Origin of the sequence: Actinacidiphila glaucinigra (assembly GCF_900188405.1) — a bacterium.
GTDB lineage: Bacteria > Actinomycetota > Actinomycetes > Streptomycetales > Streptomycetaceae > Actinacidiphila > Actinacidiphila glaucinigra.
This window is the reverse complement of the sequence record NZ_FZOF01000019.1, coordinates 151,373-174,285: the sequence shown is the minus strand read 5'-3', so window position 1 is coordinate 174,285 and position 22,913 is coordinate 151,373. Positions and strand designations below refer to the sequence as shown.

Annotated in this window: 19 protein-coding genes and 1 tRNA gene; 10 read left to right on the top strand and 10 right to left on the bottom strand. The window is 73.6% G+C overall.

Features of this window, described 5'->3' with window-relative positions; genetic code table 11:
• A partial coding sequence (locus CHF15_RS29750; RefSeq protein WP_322975708.1) for a DNA-directed RNA polymerase subunit alpha C-terminal domain-containing protein occupies window positions 1-531 on the top strand: 531 nt, incomplete at its 5' end.
• A 666-nt stretch (window positions 532-1,197) separates the two neighbouring features.
• Here the strand turns inward: CHF15_RS29750 and CHF15_RS29745 are convergent.
• Window positions 1,198-1,270 (bottom strand) — tRNA-Arg (locus CHF15_RS29745).
• Window positions 1,271-1,601: 331 nt separating this feature from the next.
• Between CHF15_RS29745 and CHF15_RS29740 the strand changes: the two genes are divergently transcribed.
• The 8 genes from CHF15_RS29740 (at window position 1,602) to CHF15_RS29705 (ending at window position 10,768) form a co-directional block, all read left to right on the top strand.
• The gene (locus CHF15_RS29740; RefSeq protein WP_179280020.1) at window positions 1,602-3,242 is read left to right on the top strand and encodes a dynamin family protein; all 1,641 of its coding nucleotides are present in this window, start codon (window positions 1,602-1,604) and stop codon (window positions 3,240-3,242) included.
• Window positions 3,243-3,246: 4 nt separating this feature from the next.
• Complete coding sequence (locus CHF15_RS29735) at window positions 3,247-4,845, top strand: GTPase (protein WP_089226978.1); 1,599 nt, start codon at window positions 3,247-3,249, stop codon at window positions 4,843-4,845.
• A 115-nt stretch (window positions 4,846-4,960) separates the two neighbouring features.
• The gene (locus tag CHF15_RS29730) at window positions 4,961-5,407 is read left to right on the top strand and encodes a single-stranded DNA-binding protein (RefSeq protein WP_089226977.1); all 447 of its coding nucleotides are present in this window, start codon (window positions 4,961-4,963) and stop codon (window positions 5,405-5,407) included.
• A 233-nt stretch (window positions 5,408-5,640) separates the two neighbouring features.
• Window positions 5,641-7,059, top strand: a complete 1,419-nt coding sequence (locus CHF15_RS29725; RefSeq protein ID WP_089226976.1) for an LAETG motif-containing sortase-dependent surface protein — start codon at window positions 5,641-5,643, stop codon at window positions 7,057-7,059.
• A 204-nt stretch (window positions 7,060-7,263) separates the two neighbouring features.
• The gene (locus CHF15_RS29720) at window positions 7,264-7,701 is read left to right on the top strand and encodes a hypothetical protein (protein ID WP_143681656.1); all 438 of its coding nucleotides are present in this window, start codon (window positions 7,264-7,266) and stop codon (window positions 7,699-7,701) included.
• Between the two features lie 250 nt (window positions 7,702-7,951).
• Complete coding sequence (ettA, locus tag CHF15_RS29715; protein ID WP_089226974.1) at window positions 7,952-9,616, top strand: energy-dependent translational throttle protein EttA; 1,665 nt, start codon at window positions 7,952-7,954, stop codon at window positions 9,614-9,616.
• 7 nt (window positions 9,617-9,623) lie between these two features.
• Window positions 9,624-10,076 (top strand): acyl-CoA thioesterase, encoded by a 453-nt coding sequence (locus CHF15_RS29710; protein WP_089226973.1) that lies wholly within the window; start codon window positions 9,624-9,626, stop codon window positions 10,074-10,076.
• On the top strand, window positions 10,073-10,768 hold the full coding sequence (locus tag CHF15_RS29705) for a hypothetical protein (protein ID WP_089226972.1): 696 nt from the start codon (window positions 10,073-10,075) through the stop codon (window positions 10,766-10,768). Before CHF15_RS29710 ends, CHF15_RS29705 begins: the two co-directional genes overlap by 4 nt.
• Before the next feature lie 38 nt (window positions 10,769-10,806).
• Here the strand turns inward: CHF15_RS29705 and CHF15_RS29700 are convergent, their stop codons facing one another.
• Together CHF15_RS29700 and CHF15_RS29695 are read right to left on the bottom strand one after the other, a co-directional pair.
• The gene (locus tag CHF15_RS29700; RefSeq protein ID WP_089226971.1) at window positions 10,807-10,995 is read right to left on the bottom strand and encodes a hypothetical protein; all 189 of its coding nucleotides are present in this window, start codon (window positions 10,993-10,995) and stop codon (window positions 10,807-10,809) included.
• Between the two features lie 204 nt (window positions 10,996-11,199).
• On the bottom strand, window positions 11,200-11,604 hold the full coding sequence (locus CHF15_RS29695; protein WP_089226996.1) for a globin: 405 nt from the start codon (window positions 11,602-11,604) through the stop codon (window positions 11,200-11,202).
• A 62-nt stretch (window positions 11,605-11,666) separates the two neighbouring features.
• Between CHF15_RS29695 and CHF15_RS29690 the strand changes: the two genes are divergently transcribed.
• Complete coding sequence (locus tag CHF15_RS29690) at window positions 11,667-12,818, top strand: methyltransferase domain-containing protein (protein WP_089226970.1); 1,152 nt, start codon at window positions 11,667-11,669, stop codon at window positions 12,816-12,818.
• On the opposite strand, the gene CHF15_RS29685 is transcribed toward CHF15_RS29690, so the two are convergent.
• The 7 genes from CHF15_RS29685 to CHF15_RS29655 all read right to left on the bottom strand — a co-directional run bounded on the left by CHF15_RS29685 (window position 12,799) and on the right by CHF15_RS29655 (window position 22,802).
• Window positions 12,799-13,722, bottom strand: coding sequence for an FHA domain-containing protein (locus CHF15_RS29685; RefSeq protein ID WP_375818753.1), 924 nt, complete (start codon window positions 13,720-13,722; stop codon window positions 12,799-12,801). The two genes, CHF15_RS29690 and CHF15_RS29685, sit on opposite strands and share 20 nt — an antisense overlap.
• A gap of 99 nt (window positions 13,723-13,821) precedes the next feature.
• Window positions 13,822-15,180, bottom strand: coding sequence for a VWA domain-containing protein (locus CHF15_RS29680; RefSeq protein ID WP_089226968.1), 1,359 nt, complete (start codon window positions 15,178-15,180; stop codon window positions 13,822-13,824).
• A gap of 53 nt (window positions 15,181-15,233) precedes the next feature.
• Window positions 15,234-16,421 carry a PP2C family serine/threonine-protein phosphatase gene (locus tag CHF15_RS29675; RefSeq protein WP_089226967.1) on the bottom strand — a complete coding sequence of 396 codons (1,188 nt, stop codon included), beginning with the start codon at window positions 16,419-16,421 and terminating at the stop codon, window positions 15,234-15,236.
• 5 nt (window positions 16,422-16,426) lie between these two features.
• On the bottom strand, window positions 16,427-19,057 hold the full coding sequence (locus tag CHF15_RS29670; RefSeq protein WP_089226966.1) for a serine/threonine-protein kinase: 2,631 nt from the start codon (window positions 19,055-19,057) through the stop codon (window positions 16,427-16,429).
• Window positions 19,054-20,310: a hypothetical protein gene (locus CHF15_RS29665; protein ID WP_089226995.1), complete on the bottom strand. Its 1,257-nt coding sequence runs from the start codon at window positions 20,308-20,310 to the stop codon at window positions 19,054-19,056. Before CHF15_RS29665 ends, CHF15_RS29670 begins: the two co-directional genes overlap by 4 nt.
• Window positions 20,311-20,379: 69 nt before the next feature.
• Entirely contained in the window at window positions 20,380-21,396 is a 1,017-nt protein-coding gene (locus tag CHF15_RS29660; protein WP_089226965.1) for a glutamate ABC transporter substrate-binding protein, read from the bottom strand.
• Between the two features lie 17 nt (window positions 21,397-21,413).
• Complete coding sequence (locus CHF15_RS29655; protein ID WP_179280019.1) at window positions 21,414-22,802, bottom strand: hypothetical protein; 1,389 nt, start codon at window positions 22,800-22,802, stop codon at window positions 21,414-21,416.
• Window positions 22,803-22,913: the final 111 nt, after the last annotated feature.

Sequence of the window (22,913 nt, the reverse complement as noted above, 5' to 3'; positions counted from 1 at the left end):
CCGGTCGACTCGATCTACAGCCCGGTGCTCAAGGTCAGCTACAAGGTCGAGGCGACCCGTGTCGAGCAGCGCACCGACTTCGACAAGCTGGTCGTCGACGTCGAGACCAAGCCCGCGATGCGTCCGCGTGACGCGGTGGCCTCGGCGGGCAAGACCCTGGTCGAGCTGTTCGGTCTCGCCCGTGAGCTGAACGTCGACGCCGAGGGCATCGACATGGGCCCGTCGCCGGTGGACGCCGCCCTGGCGGCGGACCTGGCGCTCCCGATCGAGGAGCTCGAGCTCACCGTCCGTTCCTACAACTGCCTCAAGCGCGAGGGCGTCCACTCCGTGGGCGAGCTCCTGACCCGCTCCGAGGCCGACCTGCTCGACATCCGCAACTTCGGTGCGAAGTCGATCGACGAGGTCAAGGCGAAGCTGGCCGGTCTGGGCCTGGCCCTGAAGGACAGCCCGCCCGGATTCGACCCGACCGCCGCCGCCTTCGGCGCGGACGACGGCGCGGGTGCGGGTTTCGTGGAGACCGAGCAGTACTGAGCGTCGCGCAGGGCCACGGGGGCGCCAGGAGGGCAGAACACCCGGCCATGAACACCGGCCGGCCGCACCCGCCCCAGGGTGCGGCCGGGTACCCCGCCTGACGCGCCGTCCCCGCCGGCGCCTGGAGCACGTGACATTCCCCCCGGAGATCGCTCCGGGGGGAATGTCTCGTTTGGGCCGCCCGGCCGGGCGCGGTGGACCGCCTCGGGGGTCGGTTTTTCGCCGCGCCGGGCGCACCGCTCGGCGGTGGGTCCTCACGCCGTCCGAGTTCGCCTCGCCGCCCGGCACACGGGTCCACGACCTGCGGCACACCCGCCCGGCCCGGTGGCCCGACGCGGGCCCCCCACGGGCGTGACTCGCCGGGTGGGCGGGCAGCAGGGCTCCCGTTCCGCCTGCCGCCTACGCGCGTTGTGTCTCCGGCCGGGCCGATGATCACCGGACGCGGATCGAGGCCGGGGGAGACCCCCCGAGCCGGGTGACGATCGCCGCACCGCCACCGGGACCCGGCACCCGTGCGACCGCGCCACCGGCGCGAACCCCGTGGCGGCCGGGCGGCGTTGCAGCCCTGCCGTGACCCGTACGGGAGTGGCCCGGCGCGGCCCGCCTCACCCGGCGACAGGGCTGCGACCAGCAAAAAAGCCCCTCCATCAGGAGGGGCGCAGTGGGTGCCCCCGGCAGGACTCGAACCTGCGGCCAAGCGCTTAGAAGGCGCCTGCTCTATCCACTGAGCTACGGGGGCCGGACGTTGGCCGCGACCGAACCCGCCCCTTGTGTCGACGGTTCCGTGACCTTGCCGGGGACAAGGATAGGGCGCGGCTGATGTGCGGCCGGTTGCTTCGCCTTCATGACACGTTGTGTAGGTTCGGTGAAGCGGTCTGATAATCGCAGGCAGGTGCGAATGTCGCACCAGTTTTGCCGCCTCAGCCGACGGCTGTTGTGCACTCGTTATGCCGGTGTCTCTTCCGGCCCTTCTGTCCCGTTCCGGCCTTCTTGCGGGCCGAATGATGTGAACCAGGCGGAATACGCTTCAAAAACCCATCAAAATGGGGCATTCTGCCACTGTGGCGATCTTGGATGTACGGCCCGAACTCCTCGACGCGCTGTCGGCGCTGCGCGGCTGCGTCGCGGACGCGCGCTTTCCGCTCCCCCTTCCCGGAACCGAGCGGGCCCGCCGCACACGACAGGAACTGCTGGCGCAGCTCGACGACTATCTGGTGCCCCGGCTGAAGGCGCCCGAAGCGCCGCTGCTGGCCGTGGTGGGCGGTTCGACGGGCGCGGGGAAGTCCACGCTCGTGAACTCGCTGATCGGGCGCCGGGTGAGCGACGCGGGCGTGCTGCGCCCCACGACGCGCACACCGGTGCTCGTGTGCCACCCCCAGGACCGCGCGTGGTTCGCCGATCCGCGGGTGCTGCCGGGCCTGGCCCGCGCCTGGGCGCCGCGGCCCCGGACCGCGGCCGACGCCGACGGGGCCGAGGGTGCGGACGGGAACGACGAGGAGCGCGAGGCGGAGGAGACCAGGCTGTGGCTACGCCTGGAGACCGACGACACGCTGCCGCGCGGCCTCGCCCTGCTGGACGCGCCCGACATCGACTCCCTCGTCTCCCGCAACCGCGAACTCGCGGCCGAACTGCTCTGCGCGGCCGACATCTGGATCCTGGTGACCACCGCGTCGCGCTACGCCGACGCCGTGCCGTGGCACCTGCTCCGTACGGCCAAGGAGTACGACGTCACCCTGGCCACCGTCCTGGACCGGGTGCCGCACCAGATCGCCGAGGACGTCTCCCAGCACTACGCGGCGCTGCTGACCCGCGCCGGGCTCGGGGACGTGCCGCGCTTCACCGTTCCGGAGCTGCCGGAGTCCGCCGGGTCCGGCGGGCTGCTGCCGCACACCGCGGTGGCGGCGCTCGGCAGCTGGCTCGCGCACTGCGCCGAGGACCCGGCGGCACGGCACCAGGCGGTGCGGCGCACCGCGTCCGGCGTACTCGGCTCGCTCGGGAACCGGCTCCCGGAACTGGCCGGCGCCTCGGCCGCGCAGCACGCCGCGGCGGTGCGCCTGACCCGTCATGTGGACGAGGCCTACGACGAGGCCGAATCGCGCGTCCAGGAGGCCGTCGGGGAAGGGGCGCTGCTCGCCGGTGAGGCCCTGGCCAGCTGGCGCGGCTATCCCGACTGCGGCCCGGCGGCCCTGGCGGCCGCCCTGGCCGACAGCCTGGCCGCGCTGCTGCGCACCGAGGTCGCGACGGCGGACGAGCGGACCCTCGACGCCTGGCGCGGCGACCGCGCCGGCGCCGTCCTGGCGGAGGACACCGAACCGGAGGCGGCGGCGGACGAGGCGGCCGAGCGGATCGAGGAGGCCGTCGACACCTGGGGGTTCACGGTGAACCGCCTGGCGCACAAGGCGGTGCGCGGGAGCGCCGAGGGCGCCGATCCGCAGCACGCGGCGGCGCTGATCGCCGTCGCCGTGCTCGGCGGCCGCAAGGGCACGGTCGCGGGGGAACGGCTTGCCTCCCTCGTCGGCGCGCACGCGGCGCTGCGGGCGGGCGACCGGGCGCGCGAGGAACTGGACCGGCTCGTCGGCGACGTGCTCGACGCCGAGCGGGAACTGCGGGTGCTCCCGGTGGAGGCCCTGGATGTGACGGCGGGCCAGCAGGCCGCGCTGATCGCGGAGCTTTCGGTCGTGCAGAAGTCGTACGGACTGCAGGAGAGGTGATCAGGTGCTCACGGAGCGGGTGGACGCGCTGTCGGAACTGCTCGGGCTGTCGCGCACCCGCGTGAGCCACGAGGCGCTCGACGGGGCGGGGGAGCTGCTGGAACGGGTCGGCGACCGGCGCCGGCTCTCCGCCGACCACACGGTGGTGGCGCTCGCCGGGGCGACCGGCAGCGGCAAGTCGTCGCTGTTCAACGCGCTGACCGGACTGGAGCTGTCGAGGATCGGCGTCCGGCGGCCCACGACCTCCGCACCCGTCGCCTGCGCCTGGGACCCCCGGGGCGCCTCCGGGCTGCTGGACCGGCTCGGCATCGCGCCCAAGGCCCGGTTCGCCCGGCACAGCGCCCTGGACGCGGTGGCGGAACGGACGGACGACGGGCCCGCCGGCCTGGTCCTGCTCGACCTGCCGGACCACGACTCGGCGGCGACCGCCCACCGCGACCAGGTGGACCGGGTGCTGAAGCTCGTGGACGTGATCGTGTGGGTGCTCGACCCGGAGAAGTACGCGGACGCCGCGCTCCACGAGCGCTACCTGCGGCCGCTGGCCGGGCACGCCGACGTGACGATCGTCGTCCTCAACCAGATCGACCGGCTCCCGGAGGAGGCCGTCGAGCAGGTCCTGGACGACCTGCGGCGCCTCCTCGACGACGACGGGCTCGCCGTCGGCGAGCACGGCGAGGACGGCGCCATGGTGATGGCCGTCTCGGCGCTGAGCGGCGACGGCGTCCCGGAACTGAGGGCGGCCGTCGGCCAGGTCGTGTCCGAGCGCGCCGCCGCGAGCCGGCGGCTGTCCGCGGACGTGGACGGGCTCGCCGAGCGGCTGCGCCCGCTGTACGTCGCGGAGGGGGTGACGGGGCTCACCGACCGGGCCCGCGAGGACTTCACGGCGAGCCTCGCGCATGCCGTCGGCGCCGCGGCGGCGGGCCGGGCGGCGGAGCGCGCGTGGGCCAGGGCCGCCGACGAGGCGTGCGGCACCCCGTGGCGGCAACTGCGCCGGGTCCGCGGCGGCGGGTCGGGCGACGACGCCTTCGACGGCCGCCGCCCGGCGCTGTCGGCGTCCCGCGCGTCGGTCGACGAGGCGGTGCGGTCGGTCGCGGCGGAGGCCGTGGCAGGGCTGCCCGCTCCATGGGCGCAGGCGGTACGGGAAGCGGCGCGCCGCGGTGGGCGCACGCTCCCGGAGGCGCTGGACACGGCGGTGGAGCGGGCGGCGCCCGACGAGCCGCTGCGTCCCCGGTGGTGGTCGGCGGTCGGCACGGCGCAGTGGCTGCTGGCGCTGCTCGCGACGGCGGCGCTGGTTTCCGGGACCGTGACGGCGGCGGGCGCGCTGCGGCTGCCGTGGTGGCTGCCGCCCGTGCTGCTGGCCGTGGGCGCTCTGGGCGGTCCGGTGCTCACCCGGGTGAGCCGGTTCGCGGCCCGGGGCCCGGCCCGGCGGCACGGTCAGGCCGCGGAGCGGCGGATGGCCGACGCGGCGGCCGACTGCGGGCGGGCGCGGGTGCTGGAACCGCTGGCGGCGGAATTGCTGCGCTACCGGGAAGTGCGGGAGCAGTACGGGGTGCTCACCGGAAACCACTTCCGGATGACGGAGTTGTCCACAGCGGGCCAGTAATCCACAGGTTGAATCCGATTCCTCCACGGGGGGCGCGGCGGGCGCACCATGGAGCCATCGCGGGGCCGGCGGCAGGGGGTCGCCGGCCGGCGACGGCAACGGGGGAGCATCGGCAATGAACGAGACACTGGTCACCGTCGTGGGGAATGTCGCCACCAGGCCGGAATTCCGCAAGACGCCCACGGGCGTCCCGGTCGCCAGGTTCCGCCTGGCCACGACAGCGCGCCGCTGGGACCGGGAGCGCGGCGGCTGGTCGGACGGGCACACCAGCTTCTACACGGTGTGGGCCTGGCGGCAGCTGGGGGAGAACGTGGTGGCCTCGGTCGGGGTCGGCGAACCGCTGCTCGTCCAGGGCCGCCTGAGGGTGCGTGAGGAGGAGCGCGACGGTCAGCGCTGGATCTCGGCCGACGTCGACGCGATCGCCTGCGGCCACGATCTGACGCGGGGCACCTCGGCGTTCCGGCGGCTGTCCGCGGCCCGGCCGGAACTCATGGTTCCGAATTCCGCGGCCGGCGCCGGGGAGTCGCCGGCCGGTGATCCACTGGCCGCACTGTCCGGATAAGCCGGACAGCTGCGCATTCGCCCTGCGGTAAAACGTCGATGATTTATCGACAATTTCACGTTCATGCCTACGCACGGGTAACGATTGCGATTCGAATTCTCGGGCGGCCGTGAATCCCGGTGGCTTTGGTGCGGTTGGTTCCTAGGATTCAGCGGTACCCCGGCTTTCCGCGGGGATCCACAGCTGACGGCGAGGCGTGCCCCCACGACCAGCCTCGCCCGGAGGGGAAATTCATGTTCACTGTACGGAGGCGGGGAGCTGCCCGTCTTTCCGTTGCGATGGTGGCCTCCGGCCTCCTCGCGGCGGGTTCCATAGCCGTTGCCGGGTCCGCCATCGCGGACGACGCGACCCCCACCGCGCCCGGTGCGACGGCGACGCTCGGCGGCCTGAAGACCGCCGACAAGGCCGTCATCAAGGAGGAGGGCAAGGCGGAGGAGCACGTCAGCGCCGGCCTCTTCGAGATGTCCGTCGACGGCGGCGGCACGATCCAGACGTACTGCATCGACATCAAGAACCCCACGCAGACCGAGGCGAAGTACAAGGAAGTCTCCTGGGACCAGTCGAGCCTGCACGACAACGACGATGCGGGGAAGATCAACTGGATCCTGCAGAACTCGTACCCCCAGGTCGACGACCTCTCCGCCCTGCAGAAGACGGCTGAGATCGAGGACGGCGCGCTGACTCCGGAGCTCGCCGCCGCCGGTACTCAGGTGGCCATCTGGCGCTTCTCCGACAAGGCCGACGTGACCGCGGTCAACCCGGTCGCCGAGCAGCTCGCGGACTGGCTGGAGGGGAACGCCAAGGACCTCAAGGAGCCCGCGGCGTCGCTGACCCTCGACCCGCCCGCGGTCTCCGGCAAGGCCGGTGACCTGCTCGGTCCGATCAAGGTCGGCACCAACGCCGCCACCGTCCAGGTGAGCCCCGCGCCCGGCAACCCCTCCGGCGTCAAGGTCACCGACAAGAACGGCACCGCGGTCACCTCCGCCAAGGACGGCGACGAGCTCTACTTCGACGTCGCGGCCGGCACCCCCGACGGCACGACCTCGCTGACCGCCACGGCCAACACCAAGCTGCCGGTCGGCCGCGCTTTCACGGGCGTCGACAGCACCACCCAGGTCCAGATCCTCGCCGGCTCCAGCGACAGCTCCGTCTCCGCGACCGCGACCGGCACCTGGGCCGCCAAGGGCCCGATCCCCGCGGTCTCCGCCGAGGTCAACTGCGCCAAGAACGGCCTGGACGTGACGGCCGCCAACGAGGGCGACCAGCCGTTCACCTTCAAGCTGGCCGACAAGGACTACACGGTCGAGGCCGGCAAGTCCGAGACCATCACCGTGCCGGTGGCCGAGGACCAGCACTACAAGGTCACCATCTCCGGCCCCGAGGGCTTCGAGAAGACCTTCGAGGGCGTTCTCGACTGCCAGACCGCCGGCAACGGCGGCGGCACCCCGTCCTCCTCGCCCAGCCCGGCCACGGCCGGCGGCTCCTCCGAGGGCACGGGTGACATCGGCTCCACCACCGGTGGCGACCTCGCCGAGACCGGGTCGAGCAGCGCCACCCCGGTGATCGCCGGCATCGCGATCGCCCTGGTCGTCGTCGGTGGCGGCGCGGTCTTCTTCCTCCGGAAGAAGAAGGCGGCCCCCTCCGCCGAGTGAACTGACCCCGCAGGCCGCTCCTGAGTGAAGGGGGCGGAGGTCGACAGACCTCCGCCCCCTTCGCAGTTCCCCGGCACGCCCGCCGTCGCCGGCGGGACCCGGCGGCAATCGATCCAGGCCGACAAGCCCTGGCCTCTTGCCCGGTAGGGTCTGCGCGGTCACCGACGCGTCAACTGCACGGCAACGGCAAGAGGACACCCCTGCATGGAGGATCGCGTGCGCAGAACGGCAATCAACCTTGCTCTCCTGGTCGTTGTGGCGGCCGGATCAGCCGTGACGGCCGGGTGCGACGCCCCCTGGGTGTCCAGGCCCGCCCCCGACGAGGTCATCACCGTCTCCACGCTGCCTCCCGACGACGACCCCGAGGCATCGCGGAAGGCCGCGCGGTCGTTTCTCCGCGAGCGCGCCGATGACGGCACCATCTATGCGCTGGCCGATGCGATCAAGGCAATCTCCGGAGGCTGGGAGAAGGGCACCGACCGCGCGTTCGTCGCCACGGACCTCAACGGCGCACGGGCCACGTCCGAGAACGGCAGGCTGATCGCCAACGCGTTCGCGAGCTGGACCAACAGCGAGACCGGGCGCGGGCGGGTCAGCGTCTTCGCCGAGAACGGCGAGCTGCTGTACGCGGGTCACTTCTGACGCGCGCCGCGGGCTCACGATCCGACCGTGCGGCCACGGCCACGGCCACGATCACGGCCCGGCCCGACCCTGGGCCGAGCCGGGGTCGTCCCGTACGGACCGGCGACGGCCGGTGACGACGGGGCGCCGGACGGTGGGGCCCAGGTCGCGGGCGTGAGGGACGTCGCCCGGGTACTCGTTTCCGCCCGGGGGTGGACGGCTGGCAAGATGGGGTGTATCTGCCCACACATCGAATGCCGGACGGTTTCTCTTGGCTGAGTTCATCTACACCATGCGCAAGACGCGCAAGGCGCACGGCGACAAGGTGATCCTCGACGACGTCACCCTGAACTTCCTGCCCGGCGCGAAGATCGGTGTCGTGGGACCCAACGGTGCCGGTAAGTCCACCGTGCTCAAGATCATGGCGGGTCTGGAGCAGCCGTCCAACGGCGACGCGTACATCTCGCCTGGATACTCGGTCGGCATCCTGCTGCAGGAGCCCCCGCTGGACGAGTCCAAGACCGTGCTGGAGAACGTCCAGGACGGTGTGGGCCCGGTCAAGGCCAAGCTGGACCGGTTCAACGAGATCGCCGAGCTGATGGCGACCGACTACTCCGACGCGCTGCTCGACGAGATGGGCAAGCTGCAGGAGGAGCTGGACCACGCCAACGCCTGGGACCTGGACGCCCAGCTGGAGCAGGCGATGGACGCCCTCGGCTGCCCGCCCGGCGACTGGCCCGTGGTCAACCTCTCCGGTGGCGAGAAGCGCCGCGTCGCGCTCTGCAAGCTGCTGCTGGAGGCCCCCGACCTGCTGCTCCTCGACGAGCCCACCAACCACCTGGACGCCGAGTCCGTGCAGTGGCTGGAGCAGCACCTGGCCAAGTACGCGGGCACCGTCGTGGCGATCACCCACGACCGGTACTTCCTGGACAACGTCGCCGAGTGGATCCTCGAGCTCGACCGCGGCCGCGCCTACCCGTACCAGGGCAACTACTCCACGTACCTGGAGACCAAGCAGTCCCGCCTCAAGGTCGAGGGCCAGAAGGACGCCAAGCGCGCCAAGCGGCTCAAGGACGAGCTGGAGTGGGTCCGCTCCAACGCCAAGGGCCGCCAGGCCAAGTCCAAGGCCCGCCTCGCCCGTTACGAGGAGATGGCCGCCGAAGCCGAGAAGATGCGCAAGCTCGACTTCGAGGAGATCCAGATCCCGCCGGGCCCGCGTCTGGGCAGCATCGTGGTCGAGGTGAACAACCTCTCCAAGGCGTTCGGCGACAAGGTCCTCATCGACGACCTGTCCTTCACGCTGCCGCGCAACGGCATCGTGGGCGTCATCGGCCCCAACGGCGCCGGCAAGACCACGCTCTTCAAGATGATCCAGGGCCTGGAGGCCCCGGACTCCGGGTCGATCAAGGTCGGCGAGACGGTCAAGATCTCCTACGTGGACCAGACCCGCGCCAACATCGACCCCAAGAAGACCCTCTGGGCGGTCGTGTCGGACGAGCTGGACTACATCAACGTGGGCCAGGTCGAGATGCCGTCCCGCGCGTACGTCAGCGCCTTCGGCTTCAAGGGCCCGGACCAGCAGAAGCCAGCCGGCATCCTGTCCGGCGGTGAGCGCAACCGCCTCAACCTGGCGCTCACCCTCAAGCAGGGCGGCAACCTGCTGCTCCTCGACGAGCCGACGAACGACCTCGACGTCGAGACCCTGTCCTCGCTGGAGAACGCGCTGCTGGACTTCCCCGGCTGCGCCGTGGTCGTCTCCCACGACCGCTGGTTCCTGGACCGGGTGGCCACCCACATCCTCGCCTACGAGGGCGAGTCCAAGTGGTTCTGGTTCGAGGGCAACTTCGAGTCCTACGAGAAGAACAAGATCGAGCGGCTCGGCGCCGACGCGGCCCGGCCGCACCGCGCCACCTACAAGAAGCTCACCCGGGGCTGATCGGCAGATGGCGCGTCACATCTACCGCTGCCCGCTGCGCTGGTCGGACATGGACGCCTTCGGGCACGTCAACAACGTGGTCTTCCTCCGCTACCTGGAGGAGGCCCGGATCGACTTCATGTTCCGGCTGGCGCCCGGGGAGGGCAGCGAGTCGTTCACCGGCGGGTCGGTCGTCGCCCGCCACGAGATCGACTATCTGCGCCCGCTGGTGCACCGGCACGAGCCGGTGACCGTCGAGACGTGGGTGACCAAGCTGACCGCCGCCTCCCTGACCGTCGCGTACGAGGTCAAGGACGCGGAGGCGGTCTATGTGCGCGCCTCCACGGTCGTGGTGCCGTACAACCTCGAGAAGGGCCGGCCGCGCCGGATCACGGCGGAGGAGCGGTCCTTCCTCGAGGAGTACTTCGACGACAGCGCGAGCGGCTCCGGCGCCGCCGGCAAGGAGGCAGTCGCCGCATGACGGCACCCCTGCGCCTCGTCGACGCCAGGGAGGCGGACGGTTTCGCCGCCTTCCTGGTCCGGCTGCTCCGCTGGGACAAGGCCGCCGTCGTCCGGCTGCGCGCCTCGGGCACGGTGCTCGCCGTGTTCGGGCAGCCGCCCTTCGGCGGCGGGGTCCTGGCCGTCCGTACCGCCGAGCTCGACGGGGCCGCCGGCGACCTGGACTCGACGGTCTCCGCCGGGCAGTTGCTCGACGGCATCGACGACGTGACGGGCACGGTCGCCGTGCCCCCGGCCGTCACCGGTCCGGCCTGGGCCGGGCTGCTTCCGCCGCGCGGCGGCTGGGAGCAGGTACAGGGGCTGCCGTCCGCGGAGGACGTACGCGCCGTGGCCGCTGCCGCGGTGACCGAGTTCCGCGACCGCAGCGAGGCGCTGCGGCCCGAGAGCCGCACCCGCGCGGAGCTGGACGCCATCGCCGACGACATCTGGTCCCGGCGGCTCGGCGCCACCGGTCTGCCGCTGCGGGTGGTGCACGCCGCCCACGCGCTGGGCTTCCTCCGCCCGGTGCGCACGGCCGTCCCCGCACCGCGCGCCGCCGAGCAGCCCGCGGTGCTGCTGCTCGCCGCGGGCCCGTGGCTGCGGCTGCGCACGCCGTACGGCTCGGTCGCCGTACGGCGCGGCCTGCCGGGGCTGTCGGTCAGCCCGATCCGCTAGGCCCGATCCGCTAGGCCCGGTCCGCGAGCCCCGGTCCGTCAGGGCGCGACGACCGTCGCGAGCCCGGTGAGGGCGGCGAGCAGCGAGGGCATGGGATCGCGGTGCTCCGGCGCACGGCGCGGCGGCTCGCCGCCGCCCGTCCGCGCGACGTCGGCGCAGAAGACGAGGGGCCGCCCGGGCTGCCAGTCGCTGCGGATCCGGCGCGGCAGGACCGCCGCGATGAGCATGATCAGGGCAGCCCCTCGACAGCAGATCGTCGCGCGGGCCGTGCTCGAGCCCGGCGGGACCAGGGACGCGGTCGCCGAGCGCCGCGCCGGTCGTCGCCCGCCCCCCGATCGCCCGTCGAGGGCACACCAGAACGGTCAGGGGAAAACGGTCCGTGCGGGCGCAGTCCCGGACAGTGACACATCCGGGCACATCCGGGGGCGGGATCAGCCCGCGGTGTTCACCATCGACGCCGCCGCGTACACCAGGTAGTCCCACAGCTGCCGCTCGAGGTCCGGCTCCAGACCGAGCTCGTCGATGGCCGCGCGCATGTGCAGCAGCCACGCGTCGTGCGCGGCCTGGTCGACGCGGAAGGGCGCGTGGCGCATCCGCAGCCGGGGGTGGCCGCGGTTCTCGCTGTACGTGCGGGGGCCGCCCCAGTACTGCATGAGGAACAGCCGCAGCCGGTCCTCCGCGGGGCCGAGGTCCTCCTCGGGGTACATGGGGCGCAGGATCGGGTCCTCGGCGACGCCCTCGTAGAAGCGGCGGACGAGCCGCCGGAAGGTCGGCTCGCCGCCGACCGCCTCGAAGAACGTCTGCTGCTCCAGGGTGCCCTGCGGGATCTCGTTCACGCCCCCCATGCTCTCAGACGGCCCGCGTTGTCCGGAGGGGGTCACCGTCGCAGAGTGGTCGTATGACGGATGGCGACCGGTACGCGGCGGCGGCGGTGCCGCTGCGGGCCCGGCTGGTGCGCCGGATCGCCGCGGCCGGCGGGCCGGCGGACCCGCGGTGGCGGGCGGCGTTCGAGGAGGTGCCGCGGCATCTGTTCGTGCCCGTCTACCACCGGCCCCGCTCGGACGGCGGGTTCACCCGGCTGTCGGCCGACGACCCCGATCCGCGCGGCCGGTCCCGCTGGCTGTCCGGCGCCTACGCCGATGTGCCGCTGGTCACCCTGGTCCGGGGCGGGGAGCCGGTCTCCTCCAGCAGCCAGCCCTCGCTGATGGCCGCCATGCTGGAGGCGCTGCGGGTGGAGGACGGGCAGCGGGTGCTGGAGATCGGCGCCGGGACGGGGTACAACGCCGCGCTGCTGGCGCAGGGCCTGGGCGCCGGGGCGGTGACCACGGTGGACCTCGACGCGGAGATCACCGAGGCCGCACGCGCGCACCTGGCCGCGGCCGGGCGTCCGGTGACCGTGGTCACCGGGGACGGGGCGCTGGGCTGCCCGGAGCGCGCGCCGTACGACAGGATCGTCGCCACCTGCGAGCTGCCGTCGGTGCCGCGGGCGTGGCCGCGGCAGTGCCGGCCCGGCGGGCTGATCCTCGCGCCCTTCGCGGGCGGGCTGATCGCGCTGCGCGTCACGGGCCCGGAGCGGGCCGAGGGGCGCTTCCTGCACACCCCCGCGTACTTCGTCTCGCTGCGGGGCGCCGGCGCGGCCCCGCGCCGGGAGGCCGCCGGCGCCGGCCCCGATGCCGGGCGCAGCCGTGCCGGCGACACCCCGCCGCGGGTCCTGGAGAACGAGCTGTTCCGCTTCCTGCTCGGCCTGTACGCCGGGGACGCCGAGGTCCACTGGACCGCCGGCGGTCCCACGGTCACCGCCGCCGACGGCTCGGTCGCGCACGCCGCCCCGGACGGCACCGTCCGGCTCTCCGGGCCGCGGGACCTGTGGGCCTGCGTCGAGGAGGCGTACGGCCTGTGGTGCGACGAGGGCCGGCCGGCCCGGGACCGCTTCGGCATGAGCGTGGCGGACGGCCGCCAGTGGACCTGGCTGGACCGCCCGGACGGGCCGCACCGCTGGGAGCTGCGGCCCGTGCCGGGAACGGACGGGGTCAGTCGCGGACGATCGTGATCGTCGTCCAGGCGCCGACGTGGACGCGGTCGCCGTCCGTGAGCGGGACGGGCACGAAGGGGTCGATGGGGTCCTCGCCGCCGTTGACCGTGGTGCCGTTGGTCGAGCCCTGGTCCACCACCGACCAGCTGCCGTCGGGCTGTTCCACCAGCACGGCGTGCTTGTGGGAGACCCCCGGGTCCTCGGGCGCCCGGGACAGGTCGATGTCCGGGGCCACGCCCGTGCTGTGCCGGCGGCGGCCGACGGTGACCTGCGGGCCCGCCAGCGGCATCCGCTGCTCGGGGGAGTACGAGGGGAAGTACAGCCCGCGTGCCTCCGGGCCGCTGCGGGCCATCATCCCGGTGAAGTACTCCCGGTCGGCGGCGATCACCGCGGTCCAGGTGCGCGGGCCCGCCTGCCCGGCGCCGGGGTCCGGCAGGCTCGGCGGTGTGAGCAGGAAGTCGCCCGAGCCGGAGGTCACCGACTCCGGGGCCAGCGGCTCCGCCGGGCGGTTGATCTGCGACGGGCGGGACAACTGCGACTCGTAGCGCTCGTACGGCGGCCCGTCCGGCGGGTAGCCGGGGGAGGAGGGCGGCGCCGACGGGACGAAGGTCGTCCCGGCCTGGGTGACGAAGTCGTAGCGGCACTCCTCGCAGAACTGGGCGTAGCCCTCGCGCGGGGTACCGCAGTTGGGGCAGGGCTCGGCCGCCGCGGTGGCGTCCGGGTCGTAGCCGAAGCCGCCCTGGCCGCGGCCGTACCCGGGGTCGTACGCCGGGTCGTAGGCGGGCTCGTAACCGGGCGTGTAGCCGGAGGAGTAGCCGCCGGAGTAGGGCGGCGGGGGCGGTGGCGGACCCGGCGCCGCGTACGTGGACGGTGGCGGCGGCGAGGCGGGGACGGAGGGGGACGGTGGCGCGGACATGCGCATTCCGCACACCTCGCACCAGTCGTCCGTCGCGGACTGGTGACCGTTCGGGCAAGTCGACATGTCGCTCTCTCCCCCTCTGCCCCGCTGTGTCCCGCTGCTCTATTTCTTCACACGGACGGTCTTCGTCGAACGTGTCTCGAGGGTCATCTCGTCGGCGTCGGCCACCCGGGCCTTCAGCCGCACAGTACCCGTCACCGCGTCCACCACGTCCACGACCTTGGCCAGCAGCTTGGCGGTGTCGTCGTTGCCGGAGGCGCTGGCCAGCTGAACCGCCCGGCCGAGCTTGGCGGTCGCGGAGTCGAGGTCGCCCTGCTTGCGGGCCTCCAGGCCCTGCTGGATGACCTGGGCCAGTTCCGCCTGCCCGGTGTAGTGGGCGACCTGCGGGTTGATCCGCGTCGAGGCCGCCATGTCGTCCGTCCACAGCGCCCGCACCAGCCCCTGGCCCAGGACGCGCGGCGTGCCGTCCGGCTGCGGCAGGACGAGGGAGATCCGGGCCGCGAGCATCTCCTGGCCGACACCGGCCGCCGGCACGACGACGTTGACGTGGTAGTCGCGCGACTCGTCGCCCCAGGAGCCCGTCGGGTAGTCACCGGCGCGCGGACCGGCCTCGGTGCGGCGGGCGGTGAGGTCCTCGACGGTCGGCGCGACCTGCTTGACGTACTGGATCTCCGCGCCCTGCGGGGTCCACACGCGCAGGGCCACGTCGGCGACCTCCTTGCCCATCGCGGTCTCCATCATCCGCCGGAAGTCCGCCTCCAGGCCCGAGGGGTCGGCGACGATGTCCACCGTGCCGAGCAGCGCGGAGGCGATCCCGGTCAGCTCCTTGACCTCCCAGTCGGTGCCGACGCCGCGCGCGTCGCAGGTGAAGCGGCCCGCGCAGGACTCCAGCGCGGCACGCAACTGCTCCGGCTTCTCGTGCTCGTTGCGGCCGTCGGTGAGCAGGATGCCGTGCCGTATGGACACCTCGGCCGTGGACAGCAGCCGGTTGGCCAGCCGCAGCCAGGAGCCGATCGCGGTGCCGCCGCCCGAACCGAGCCTGCGCAGCGCCTCCTTGGCCTGGTGCCGGGTGGCCGGGTCGGCGACGGCGAGCCCGCCGTTCGCCGGGTAGACCTCCTTGGCCTGGTGGGTGCCGGCGACCACGGCGAAGGCCACGCCGTCGCGGATGGTGTCGATGGCGGCGGCGGTCGCCTCGCGGGCGCTGCGCATCTTGGTCGGCGGGTAGTCCATGGAGCCCGAGCAGTCCACCATGATCACCACGGCGGCCCCGGGCGCGCCCGCCGGGGAGCCCGGCACGTCGCCGGGCCCGTGGGTGGCCAGCGGCAGCCCGCCGGTGGTGCCGCCGCCGGTGGAGGTCACGGTGACGATCGCGTTGACCTCGCGCCCGCCCTCCGGCAGGAACTCGTTCTGGTAGATGTCGACGGAGAACTGCGGCACGTTCGACTTCGAGAAGTTGGCCATCGGGTGCGCTCCTTGCGCTTGTGCAACCTTCGGAAGAGAGCATCAGGGAGAGGTCACGCGGCCGGGAACGGCAGCACGGCGACGGTGATGTTGTCGTGGCCGCCGCCGTCGATGGCGACCCCGACCAGGGTGCGGGCGCAGTGCAGCGGCCGGGTGCGGGCGTCCTCGGGCACCACGGAGGCAAGCTCCGCGGCCGACTCCGCGTAGTTCCACAGTCCGTCGGTGCACACCACCACTACACCCGGTTCGTCCGGTTCGAAGGAAGCGGTGTGCGGGTCCAGTTCCACGGCGTCCGCGCCGAGCCAGCCGGTGATGGCGTGGGCCCGCTCGTCCGCGTACGCCTCGGCCTGCGTCATCAGGCCCATCGACACCATGCGTTCGGCCCACGAGTCGTCCTCGGTCAGCCGGGAGGCGGGCGCGGAGCGGTCGTCGGGGATCCAGTAGGCGCGGCTGTCCCCGATCCAGCCCACGGTGAAGGTCTTGCCGGAGGTGATCGCGCTGACGCAGGTGCACGCGGGCGCGTTGTGGTGGCGCCGGGCCTCCTCCTCGGGGGTCTCGGCCGCCAGGTCCGTCACCGCCTGGGCGGCCACGAGCAGAGCGTCGCGCATCGCCTCCTCGGGGCGGGCGCCGCGGGCCAGGGAGCGCGCGAGGGAGCCGCTCGCGGTCCCCGCCGCCGCCTCCGAGGCGTCGTCGGGACGGTACGCCGAGGACACCCCGTCGCACACCACGGCGACGACGGCGGGCGTGCCGTCGGGCAGCGCGGTCGTGGCCAGCGCGAAGGCGTCCTCGTTGCGGTGGTGCCGCAGGCCCCGGTCGGTCACGGCGGCCACGCCGTCGAGCTCCTGCTCCTGGTGGTCGCGGGGCCGGGGCTGCGCGTGCCCGCAGTGCTCGCAGTAGCCGTCCGGGTCGACGTCGCCCATCCCGCAGGCGACGCACCGGGGCGAGGACGCCGAGGGCCCGCCCGCGGACGGGTCCAGCCGGGGATCGGTGATCCGCGCCCGGGGCAGGTCGGCGGTGCCCAGGCCGAAGGGGAGGGTGTCGGTGTCCCTGCCCGGCGGGGCCAGCTCGTACGACTCCGGCTCACCGCCCGGCGGTTCGGGTACGGCGGCGGGGTCGGGCGGCGCCAGTTCGTACGCGTCCGGTTGCCGGGGCGCGGACAGGTCGGCGCCGCAGACGCCGCAGAACTTGTCGTCGGGTTCCAGAGGCTCGCTGCACTCCGGGCAAACGGTCTCGTGCGGCATGGCGGTTACACCCACGTCCGGGGGCGGAGGCGGTTGGCGCGCTCCACCAGTTCGATCCTTGTGCGGCCCTGGTCGGCGAGCCGGGCCAGTACCCGGTACGAGTGTTCCAGGCCGAAGCGCAGCCCCCGTTCGTCCAGGTCCCGGCCCAGGAGCCCGGGCGTGGCGGATTCCGCGGACGGGACGGACGGGACTCCCGCCGCGCCCTGCTGCCCGGCCAGCACCCAGTCCAGCGCGCTGCCCAGCACCTCGGTGGAGAGCTGCTCGCGCAGCCGCGTGTCCAGGCCCAGCCGCTGCAGGTCCTCGACCTGCCGGGCCGCGGCCCGCAGGTCGTCCAGGAGGGGTTCCTGCGGGGCGCGTCCGCGCAGCCGGGCGCGAACGGCCGCCACCCGCGCGGCCGTGTAGTGGATCGAGGACTCGGGGACCGACTCCAGGGCGGCCACCGACCCCGCGCGGTCGCCCGCGGCGAGCAGCACGCGGGCCAGGCCGAAGGCCGCGCTCACAAAGCTCTGGTCGGTGGTCCACACGAGCCGGTAGTACTCGGCGGCGTTGTCCAGCTGGCCCAGGACCTCGGCGCAGACGCCCAGCGCCAGCTTGGGGGCGGGTTCGCCGGGGAAGGCGTCGTAGACCGCGTCGAACGACAGCGCGGCGGTGCCGTCGTCGCGGGTGACGAGCGCGGTCAGGCCGCGGTGCCACACCACGCGCCAGTCGTCGGGATGCTCCTCCTGCACTCTCCGCAGCTCCTCGACGGCCGCGGGCGCGTCGTCACTGTCGAGCCGGGCGCGCACCCTGCGCAGCCTCAGTTCGGGGGACTGCACCGGCGCCGCCTGGAGGGCGGCCACCAGCTCCGACGGGGCGGCGGCCGCGAGACCGGCCAGGAAACCGGCGTTGGGGTCGGCGGGGTCGACGTGCGGCACGGGCAGCGAGAGCGCCGCCGTCCTCACGTCGAGCGACGAGACGGCCGGCCCGGCCGCCGGGAGCGCCGGGCCGGTCCGCTGGGCGGGGACAGTGAACGGCGGGCCCGGCACGGCGGAGCCGTACCCGCCGGGGCCGGGCACCGCAGGCGACGACGGGGGCAGGACGGGCCCGGCCGGGCGCGCGGCGGGCAGGACCGGCGCGGCGCCCCTGCGCCCGCCGTTCGCGCCGCGGTCGCCCAGGGCCGAGGCGTCCTGGGCGGGCGCCAGCAACTCGGTGTCGGCCACCCGCAGTTCCGGGCCGAACAGGGTGGACAGCGCGGGCCGCGGCTTGCCGGAGCCGAGCGCCACGACCTCGCGCAGCACGCCCAGCAGTTGCTCGCTCATCTCCTCCGCGGAGGCGAAGCGCCGGCCCGGGTCGGGGTCGGTGGCCCGCACCAGCAGCCGGTAGAAGGACTCGTAGCGGGAGAAGACCTCGATGCCGTCCGGGTCCGGCAGGCTGTCCACGAACACGTTCGTGTAGCCCTGGAAGTCGAAGGTGAGCACGGCCAGCGTCCGCGCCACCGTGTACAGGTCCGAGGCGACGGACGGGCCGACCTCGGGCACCTCGGGCGCCTGGTAGCCGACCGTCCCGTAGATCGGGCTGTCCTGGTCGTCCGTCCTGCGGACGGCGCCCATGTCGATGAGTTCCAGCCGGTCCTCGGTCTGAATGGCGTTGTCGACCTTGAAGTCGCAGTAGAGCAGGTTGCGGCTGTGCAGGTGGCCGAGGGCGTCCAGGGCCTCGATGGCGTAGGCGATGGCCTGGTCGACGGGGAGCGGCTCGCGTCTGCCGTCGGGGCCCCGGCGCTCGTTGGCGATCTCCTTGAGGGACTTCCCGCCGACGTACTCCATGACGATGTAGCCGTCGAGGGTGCCGCCCCGCGGGTCGAGGTGCTCGACGAAGTTGTAGATCCGCACGATGTTGGGGTGCTCGATCTCGGCGAGGAAGCGGCGCTCGGAGACCGCCGCGGCCAGCGCGTCCTCGTCGCCGGTGTCGAGCAGGCCCTTGAGCACCACCCAGCGGTCGCTGACCGCCCGGTCCACGGCCAGGTAGATCCAGCCCAGGCCGCCGTGCGCCAGGCAGCCCACCACCTCGTACTGCCCGTGCACCACGTCGCCCGCCCGCAGCTTGGGGGTGAACGAGTACGGGTGGCCGCACTTGGTGCAGAAGCCCTCGGTGCGCCCGGGGTGGTCGCCGCGGCTGCGCCCGACCGGCGCGCCGCAGTCGCCCCTGCTGCAGAACCGCTTCCGCTCGGGTACCTGCGGGTCCTGCAGCACGGCGGCGGCCGGGTCGGGCCGGGGGATGGGCGGTACGTTCACCAGGCCGGCGCCCAGCTTGCCGCGGGTCGGGCCGCTGGAGCCGGAGCGCGAACTGCGCACGGAGACGGAGGCGGTGCTCGTGCCGCCGCTGAGCGAGCGGGACAGCCGCCCGGACACCGAGCGGCGCGAGGAGCGGGACGTGCCCGAGGTCCGCGAGGAGCGCGAGGAGGCGGCGGAGCCCGGGCCGGTCCCGGTGGCATGTGACGGCTGTGAGGTCGGTGACGGCTGCGACGAGCCTCCGGCGCCCCGGCCGGCGGCCGTCCCCGCCGCGGCGCCGAGCGGCGCCAGGCCGCAGGTGTCGCAGAACAGCTCACCCCCGCCGACGTCCTCGATCGTCCCGTCGCACCCCGGACGCTGGCAGTTCATCGTGCATCCCCCCTGTGGTCGGCAGGTTCCGCCTGCCCCGGCACCAGCAATTCGGCGACCGCCCGCTGATAGCGCAGCACCGCGTTCTCCGCGGCGCGCAGGTCGCACGGCGCGCTCCACAGCAGACGCCGCGCGTGGTCGTACCGCTCCATCAGGAGCGGGTCCTCGGCCATGCCGTGCCGCGCCACCTTCGCCCGGTAGGCGTCCAGCCGGCCGCGCAGTTCGGCGCGGACGGCCAGCGGCGCGGTGACCGCGGTCAGCGACTCGCGGGCGCGCAGCAGTTCCTCGTCGGCGCGCTGTTCGAGACCGTCCAGCAGCGGTGAGAGCCGGTGCCACTGGCCGGTCCTGCGGAAGTCGACCGCCGCGGAGAGCTGTTCGTGCAGTGCGACCGGCGCCCCGCTGACCGCGGGCACCTCCGAGGCCGCGATCTTGGCCAGCACCTCCACCCGGGCGCTGCGCGCCTCGGTGAGGGTGCGGTCGGCGCGCGACAGGACGTCCCGCAGCCGCATCAGCCGGTGGTCGGCGTCGTCGCGGACGTGCAGCACGGCCTCGACCTCGCGCCGTATGTCCTCCAGGGTCCGCCCGGCCCGGTCGTAGCGCCCCGTGTCGGGCCGGCCGCCAGACCAGAAGGCGAGCGGGTCGCAGACCACCTCGGCGCGCAGCGCCGCCAGCGAGTCCAGCATCCCCGCGAGGTCGTCGCCCGACGGATGGGTGCCGGGACGCACGCCGACGGACTCGGCGAGCGAACGGACCCGCTGCGCCTCCGCGACCAGCAGGTCGATACGGGCGGGCAGCGCCGACCACACCGCGTCGGCGGCGGACACCACGTCCATCACCCGCGCGTACCACTCGTTCATCCGCGCCAGCAGCTGCTCCAGGCTGATCCGCTCGCTCAGCCGGGCCGGACCCGTCAGGCCCCGCGCCGCCTCCGGCACGGCGCCGCCGGAGACGGTGACGCCGGAGCCGCGCAACAGCTCGGTCAGCTCCCGCAGTTCGCTCTGGGTGGGCCAGCGGCGGCGGCCGCGCAGCCCCCGGGCGGTGGTCAGGGCCTCGGTGTAGGTGTCGAAGTGCGCCCACAGCAGGGCGATCGCCTGCTCGGCCGCCGCCCAGCGCTCCTTGGTGGCACCGCTGAGCGCCGCGCCCTCCAGCAGCCTGCGGCCGGAGTGGTCCTGCAGCGCCAGCAGGGACGCCTCGATCGCGTCCCGCTCGTCACCGAGCCGTGCCAGGGCACGGTCGACGTCCTCACGGCTCATCGCCGGTCCGGATGGTCCCGCGACCGCCATCGCACCTTCCTTCTCTCCCGCCGGTCCCCGTGCTGCCCGTCAGTCCTTGTAGAGCGGTTCCGGCGGCCCCTCGATGCCGGGAAGGTCCGCCTCCAGCCAGGTACGGTACGCCTGCATCCAATGGCTGTCCGGGCCACCGCTGCGGTAGTCCTCCAGCACCTTGTTGACCCGGCGCACCAGGTCGGTGTCCTGCTCGTTCATCGCCACGCCGTAGTACTCGGTGGTGACCGGCCTGCCCACCAGCCGCACCGCCGGGTCCTGGGCGGCCTGGCCGGCGGCGAGCGCGTTGTCGGTGAAGACGGCGTCGGCCTCGCCGAGTTGCAGCATCACCAGGCAGTCCAGCTGGTTCGCCACGAGGAGGACGCGGGGCCGCAGCCGATCCTTCTCCTTGTCCAGCTCGGCCTGAGCGGTGCTCCCCTCGGCGACGCAGATCCGTTTCCCCTTCACGGAGGCGTCGAACCCCTTGACCGCCGAACCCTGACGGGGGACCAGCAGTTGCTGACCCGCCTTGAAGTAGGCGGTGGAGAAGGCGATGTGCTTCTCCTTGATCCGTTCGCAGGTGATGCTCACGGTGCGCACCAGCAGGTCCACGTCGCGGTTGTTGACGGCGTCGAAGCGCTTGGCGGTCGGCACCGTCTTGTAGAGGATGGCGTCCTCGCTGCCGAGGATGTCCTTGGCGATGGCCTTGGCCAGGTCGATGTCGAAGCCGACGATCTTCCGGGAGACCGGGTCGCGGTAGCTCCAGCGGTAGCCGTTCTGGTCGACACCGATGACGAGTTTGCCGCGCTTCCTGATCCGTTCGACCGCCGGACCGCTCGCGGAGGACGGCCGCAGGCTCGCCTCCGGGTGCCCGCCGCAGTCGTCGTCCGCCGACGCCTTCCCCGGCGCGGCGGCGGGTGCCCCCGTGGCCGTCGTCCCGGCCCGCGGCCCGCCGTCACCGTCCCTGCCGTCCTGCAGCGGCAGCACGGCGCCGGCCGCCGCGGCCGCGACCAGCGCCGCCGCCGAGACCACGGTCGCCCAGCCCCGCACGCGCCACCCACGCTCCTCGCGTCCCATCAGCGGCCTCCCCCCGCTCACCGGTACTCCGACAGCCGGCGCCCGATGCCGAGCACCGCGCCCGCGGCGCCGAGCACCGCCAGAGCCGCGGCCCCCGGCACCAGCCCGCCCAGCGCGCCGCGCCCGTCGGCGGCGGCCCGTTCGAACTCCTGCTGCTCATGGGCGACGGCACGTTCGAGGTTGGTGTCGACCTGGTCGAAGCAGAAGCCGGTGTACTGCTCGGGCCGCTTGCCGTCCTCGTACGTGCCGCCGATCGTCTGGGCCACGGCGTCCAGGTAGTTGCCCTCGTCGTCCTTCGTGCGGGCCTCGCCGTGCAGTCCCCACCAGGCTTTCGCGGCCTCCATCGCCGAGGTGATGCTCTTGCGGCCCCGGTCGTCGTCGGCGAGGTCGAGTGCCTGCGCCAGCAGGCCCGTCCTCCCGTCGGCGTCCGTGCCCGCCAGGCCCTGCAGTTGCTTGTCGTAGGCAGCGCTGTAGGCGTCCCCGCCGCCGCGGGCCACGAGCGTCAGATTCTCGTTGCCCCGGGCCTGCAGGGTCTGGATCCGGGCCTCGTTGAGGACCTGCAGCGACTGCGCCCCGTGCGCGTACGATTCGTCGAGCTTCGCGCGGGCGACGCCGTGCCCGGCGACCAGCCACAGCAGCACCACGGCGGTGGCCACCGTGCCGGCCACCATGCCCGGGTTGAACACCCGGTGGGTGCGCCGGTACGAGCGCCGCTGCGCCCACACCAGCGCGCCGAGCCCGACGGCGCCGAGCGCCCAGGCGGCCAGCGGCAGGGCCTTGGCGTCCTCGTAGTCCTCACCCAGCCGCGCGGTCTCGATCGTCCACAACTGCTTGGCGTCCGGGAGGATCTCCTCGTTCATCATCCTGTTGGCGCGCCGCAGGTACGCCCCGCCGACGGGGAAGCCCTGGCGGTTGTTGGCGCGGGCCCGCTCGACCAGGCCGGTGTAGACCGACAGCCGCTGGTTCAGCCGCTCCAGGCGGGCCCGCGCCTGGGCGGAGTCCTCGGAACTGGCCGCCGCTTCGGCGATGTTCCGCGAGGCGATCTCGATGTCCCGGGCGTACCGCTCGCGGTCCTGCTCGGGGTCGTCGCCGCCGGCGAGGAAGCCGCCGGCGGCGGTGGCGTCCGCGTCGGCGAGCGAGCGGTAGATGTCCGCGGCGCGGGCGCTCAGCGGCCCGCTGTGGTGGATCACGTCGTCGGCCGCGGCCGAGCGCTCGGTGATCTGCCAGGCCGTCACCGCGCCGAACGCGACGACGAGCAGGGCCAGCAGCGCGCCCACGATGCGCAGCCTGCCCGGTTCCGTGGTGGCCGCGGCGCGCCACGCGCGTGGTTGCTCCACCCACGCCCGTGGTCGCCTGCCGCCGGGTGCGGGGGTGTCCCCCCGCACGGTCGGCGACTCCGTCTCCATCGGCGTCCGTGTCACCTGCCGGCCCTCCCCCCGACCCGTTCGCCCGCGCGTACGCGCGACGAGCCCATGACCAGCAGTATGGCCGTCGTCACCGGCATCCACCCAGGGATT